Source organism: Blastococcus sp. CT_GayMR20, from assembly GCF_004570345.1.
Map to the genome: position 1 here is coordinate 1 of NZ_SPQM01000219.1, position 5,546 is coordinate 5,546.

Genomic DNA, 5,546 nt, shown 5'->3' on the forward strand with positions numbered 1-5,546 from the left:
GGGGCGGGGTGGGCGTCCGCACGGTGCGAGGTCCTCCGTGCGCTGGTGGGACCGAGCCGCGGGGAAGGCGGCTGGGGCCCGGGCCGGTCGAGCCGCGGGGAAGGCGGCTCGAACGACGGTGCGCGGAGGCCCTGGCTCTGCGGGGCCCTGGGATCACGACAACGTCGGCATCCCCTCGCTCTCCATGTCGGCGTAGGCGGCCTCCTGTTCGGCCACGTAGGCCTCCCAGTTGGCGGCGTCCCAGATCTCGAAGCGGGTGTCCACGCCGACGATGACGACGTCGCGGTCCAGCCCCGCGTACTCCCGCAGGCTTGCCGGGATGGTGATGCGGCCCGTCTTGTCCGGCTCGATCTCGACCATCGACCCGAAGCTCATGCGGGCGGCCATGCGTGCGCCCGCGGTGTCGGAGGGGGCCATCGCGGCCATCGCGGCGCTCTGCTCGGCCACCCGGGCCATGGTGAGGCCGTAGATGCAGCGCTCCTGGCCCTTCTTGATCACCATGCCGCCGGCCACCTGGTCCCGGAAGCGGACCGGGAGGGCGAGCCGGCCCTTCTCGTCGAGTCGCAGGGGGTAGCTGCCGACGAACACCGGATCACCCCCTGCATCGGTCCTCCTGTGGGCCCTACGGGAACCCCGGACGGTCCCTGCCTCCCCACCGGGCGACACAGTAACCCACTAGCCCCCACTCGACACCACTCGACGCCGTGTCGTGACCTGCTCGCTCCACCGACTCCCCCGACCGTCCGAATGCTGGTCCCGTCGCAGGTCACGCCCGGGAAGCGCGTCCCTCCCCGCCCCTCCCCGAGCGGCGGGGCCGCTGCGCCCCCCGGAACCCGTCCGCCACGTACGGTGGGCACCGTGACGGAGGCGACTCGCACCGCCGACGGAGCGGCCGGTCCGTCGGTCGACGTCGCAGCGGTTGGCGCACGGATCGCGGCGAACATCGGCCGCGTGGTCCAGGGCAAGGACGACGTCGTGCGGCTGGCACTGGTGGTGCTGCTCGCCGAGGGCCACCTGCTGATCGAGGACGTGCCCGGCGTCGGCAAGACGACGCTGGCCAAGGCGCTCGCGTCCTCGATCGACGCCACGGTGCGGCGGATCCAGTTCACGCCTGACCTGCTCCCCAGCGACGTGACCGGCGTGGCGATCTACGACCAGGAGACCCGGGCCTTCGAGTTCAAGCCGGGCGCGATCTTCGCCAACATCGTCGTCGCCGACGAGATCAACCGCGCGTCCCCCAAGACGCAGTCGGCCCTCCTCGAGTGCATGGAGGAGCGCCAGGTGACCGTGGACGGCGTGAGCTACGAGCTGGCCCGCCCGTTCATGGTCATGGCCACGCAGAACCCGCTGGAGATGGAGGGCACCTACCCCCTCCCCGAGGCACAGCGCGACCGGTTCACCGCCCGGGTGTCGATGGGCTACCCGGGACGTGACGCCGAGCTCGCGATGCTCGACGAGCGGCAGACCGCCGATCCCCTGGTGTCCCTGACGCCGGTGGCCGACGCCGCCTCGGTGCGCGACCTCGTGACCGCCGTCGGCACGCTGCACGTCGCCGAGGCCGTCCGTCGGTACGTGGTCGCCATCGTCGAGGCCTCCCGCCGTTCCCCCCACCTCCGCCTGGGCGCCTCGCCCCGGGCAGGCCTGCAGCTGCTGCGCGCCGCCCGTGCCTCGGCCGCCCTGCTCGGCCGCGACCACGTGCTGCCCGACGACGTGCAGGAACTCGCCGGCCCCGTGCTCTCCCACCGGCTGCTGCTCACCGCAGACGCCGCACTCGGCCGCCGCAGCGCCGAGCAGGTCGTGGCCGAACTGCTGTCCACCGTTCCGGTTCCCCGCGGGCGCTGACCCCTGTGGCCACGCCGGTCGTCCGGGCCCTGTCCTCGCTGACGCCGCGCGGGCGTCTCCTGGTCACGGCCGGCCTCGTCCTCCTGCTGGTGGGCGCCGTCCTCGGGGAGCGAGCCCTGGTCCAGCTCGCGATCTTCGTGCTCGCGCTCCCCGTGCTGTCGGCGGCCACGGTCGCCACCGAGCGCTTCCGCCTCGGTGCGCGGCGGACCGTCACCCCGGCCCGGGTCCCCCGGGGCGAGAGCGCCGACGTCCTCCTCGAGATCACCAACGCCGACACGCGCCCCGGCGGGCTGTGGGTGCTGACCGAGCACGTGCCGGCCGACCTCGGCTCCTCCCCCCGCTTCCTGGTGGAGCGCCTGCCCGACGGGCAGACCGAGACGCTGCGCTACACGGTCCACGGACACCGTCGCGGCCGGCACGTCCTCGGCCCGCTGCGGCTGCGCCTCGTCGACCCGTTCGGGCTGGTGGAGCGCAGCGCGGTCGGTGCGGACACCGCCCCGCTGCTCGTCGTCCCCCGGGTGCGGGCGCTCGGGGCCGGCGGGCCGGCCGGCGGCCACGGCGGTGGTGGCGAGGGCAGCCGGCGCACGATCGCCGTCCACGGTGAGGACGACGTCAGCACCCGGGAGTACCGCCACGGCGACGACCTCCGGAAGGTGCACTGGCGCGCGACCGCCCGGATGGGCGAGCTCATGGTCCGCCTGGAGGAACGCCCGTGGCGCGCGCAGGCGACGCTGCTCCTCGACACGCGGTCGCGCGCCCACCTGGTCGCCGGGCACCGGACGGCAGCGACGGCGCCGGCCGGCTGGACGGGGCCCGACGGCGACGACTCCCCGCCCCCGGACAGCCTCGAGTGGCTGGTGGAGGCCGCGGCGAGCATCGGCACGGTGCTCGCCGGCCGGGGCGCGATGCTGCGCGCCGTGACCGACGCCGGTGAGCTCGTGCCGCCGTCCGGGCGCGGGCAGCTCAGCGCCGAGGACCTGCTGGACCGCCTCGCGACGGTGGGCCCGTCCCGGGTCCCGGGTCTGACCGTCGGGGTGGAGCAGCTGTGCCGGGCGGCCGGTGACGGGCCGGTCATCTGCCTGCTGGGCGCGGTCGGGCCGGACGACGTCGAGGGACTGATCCGGGGTCGGTCCGGGCCCACGGTGGACGCCGCGGTGCTCGCCGACATCGAGAGCTGGGCCGGCACCGGCCTCGGCCGCGGGCGGCGGGACCTCACCGCGGCGTCCCGCGGGATCCTCGCCAAGCAGCGCGACGACGCCGCCGCCCTGCTCCGCCAGGCCGGCTGGCGGGTCTCCGTCGCCCGGGCGGACCGCTCGGTGGCGGAGGTGTGGGCGGAGCTCGGTGGGCCTGCTGCCGCCGCGGGTGCCTCTCCCGCCGCGGCCGCGGTCCTGTCCTCGACTGCGGCCGGCGGACTGCCGGGAGCGTTCGGATGACCGCGGAGGACCGGCGCGTCGCCGGGGCGGCGGCACTGGCCACCGCCCTGGGTGCCTTCGCCCTCACCCCCGTCTACTCCTCGGGCGCGTGGCGGATGCCCGTGCTCGCCGTCATCGTCCTCGTCCTCGCCGGCGGCCTGCTGATGCGGACCGGCGGGCCCGCGCTCTGGGCGCGGGCGACCCGGGGCCGCCCGGTGCCGGCGCTACTGGCGGCCCTGGGCGTGGTCCTGGTCCCGGCCGGCCAGTTGTACCTGGTGCTCTGCATGCTCACCGCCGGCTTCGCACCGGGCTCGGCGTTCGCCGGTGTGCTGCCGACGCCCTCCAGCGTCACCGATCTGGGCCGGGTCCTGGCCGACGGCTCGGCGGAGCTCCGTGAGCAGGCGACGCCGGCCCTCGCGCTGACCGGACTGCTCGCGCTGACCACCCTGTTCGTCGGACTGATCGCGGTGACCGTCGACCTGGTGGCAGTGGCCGGGCGGCAGGCCGCCGTGGGCGGCCTCGCACTGCTCGTCCTCTACTGCGTGCCGGTCGCCACGATCACCGGCGGTATCGGCCTGGTCGCTGTCGCTGCGCCGTCCGCCGGCCTCGGCCTCCTGCTGTGGGCCGACCAGCATCGCAGGCTGGCGGCCTCCGGCCGTCGCGCCCGCACGCCGTTCGGCGCCGGCACCGCGGCCGCGCTGCGCATCGGACTGGCCGCTCTTCTCGCCGGGCTCGTCGTCGGCTCGATCGTGCCCACCCTCAGCGAGGGGACGCTGGCCACGGGCCTCGGCGGCGGGTCCGGCAACGCGACCGGCACCTCGCTCGACCCGGTCGCCCAGCTGCAGGGTCAGCTGACGCTGGCCGAGCCGAAGGATCTGCTGACCGTGGACGGGTCGGTGGAGGACCTCGGGTACCTGCGGGCGGTCACCCTCGACGAGTACGACAACGAGAACGGCTGGACGATCAGCAACCTCGACGGCGAGGAGTCGATCGTCGACGACGACCGGCTCGCCCCGCTCCCGTCCGGTCAGGCCGGGCGGCCGGTGCAGGTGACGATCGAGGCCATAGAGCACGTGGACCGGTTCCTGCCGGTCCCCACCTCGCCGCTGCTGGTGGAGATGCTCGACCGGGGCGGGGACGACTGGCGGTTCGACCCGGTCGCGGACACCATCTTCGGCCGAGGCGTCACCACCGAGGACCAGAGCTACACGGTCGCCGCGACGGAGCTCCGCCCCCCGGCCGAGGTGCTGGCGCGGGCCGAGCAGCTGCCGCCCGGCGACGACGTGCAGCAGCGCTTCGGCGCCCTCCCGACGCTGGACCCTCGGGTCACCGACCAGGTCGCCACGTTGATCGGGGAAGCGACCGGCCCCTTCGAGCGGGTGCGCCGCATCCACGCGTTCCTGACGAACCGGGCCGAAGGCTTCCGCTACAGCCTGGCCACGAAGCAGGGCACGTCCGGTGACGACCTGGTCGACTTCCTGCGCTTGCGCCGGGGCTACTGCGAGCAGTACGCCGCGGCGATGACGGTGATGGTCCGGGCCGCCGGCGTCCCGGCGCGCCTGGCACTCGGGTACACCGCGGGCACGGTGCAGGCGGACGGCACCCGGTTGATCACCACCGACGACGCACACGCCTGGGTGGAGGTCTACTTCGACGGCGTCGGCTGGGTGCCCTTCGAGCCCACGCCCATCTCCGAGGACCGCCGGGCCGACACGCCCTGGGCACCGCGCGCCGACGCGGTGGACCGGACCGACGACGGGGCCGCCGTGCCGGAGCCCTCCGTGCCCACCGAGGCCGGCCCCACGGCTCGCCCCGACCGCGCCGACGGAGCGGTCCCCCAGGCCCAGCTCCGGCAGGACGACGAGGGCCTGCTGGCGCAGCTCCTGCCGGTCGCCGGGCTCGCTCTCCTGGCCGCAGCCGTCCTCGCGGCGCCGGCGGGGGCGCGCGTCCTGCAGCGGCGACGGCGCATGGCGGCCGGCACCGCCGGTGCGCTGTGGGACGAGCTGTCCGCCACGGCGCGGGACGTGGGCATGCGGATGCATCCGGCGTGGACGCCGCGGCAGGCGGCGCGGGAGCTCTCGGCCGTCATGCGGCGCGCGGACGGGCGGGGCGGAGGCGAGCGACGCCGTCCGGCGGCTGGCTCTCGCCGAGGAGTCCGCCACCTACGGGCCCCGCAGCGCCTCCGGGCGGGACCTGGCCCCTCCCGACCTCCACGCGGCCCTGCGCAGCACCCGCCGTGCACTGCTGGCGGCCGCGTCGCGTCGCGGGCGGCTGCGCGCCCGGTGGTGGCCG

General features: G+C 75.7%; 4 protein-coding genes. 3 read left to right on the top strand and 1 reads right to left on the bottom strand.

What is annotated here, in order from left to right:
* Nucleotides 1–153: 153 nt before the first annotated feature.
* Nucleotides 154–588, bottom strand: a complete 435-nt coding sequence (gene mraZ, locus E4P40_RS25845; protein WP_135161187.1) for a division/cell wall cluster transcriptional repressor MraZ — start codon at nucleotides 586–588, stop codon at nucleotides 154–156.
* Nucleotides 589–858: 270 nt separating this feature from the next.
* On the opposite strand from mraZ, the gene E4P40_RS25850 reads away from it, so the two are divergent.
* The 3 genes from E4P40_RS25850 to E4P40_RS25860 all read left to right on the top strand — a co-directional run.
* Nucleotides 859–1,842 carry an AAA family ATPase gene (locus E4P40_RS25850; protein ID WP_135161188.1) on the top strand — a complete coding sequence of 328 codons (984 nt, stop codon included), beginning with the start codon at nucleotides 859–861 and terminating at the stop codon, nucleotides 1,840–1,842.
* Nucleotides 1,843–1,847: 5 nt separating this feature from the next.
* Nucleotides 1,848–3,275, top strand: coding sequence for a DUF58 domain-containing protein (locus E4P40_RS25855; RefSeq protein ID WP_135161189.1), 1,428 nt, complete (start codon nucleotides 1,848–1,850; stop codon nucleotides 3,273–3,275).
* On the top strand, nucleotides 3,272–5,546 hold a 2,275-nt coding region (locus tag E4P40_RS25860; RefSeq protein ID WP_135161190.1), incomplete at its 3' end, for a DUF3488 and transglutaminase-like domain-containing protein. The genes E4P40_RS25855 and E4P40_RS25860, both read left to right, overlap by 4 nt.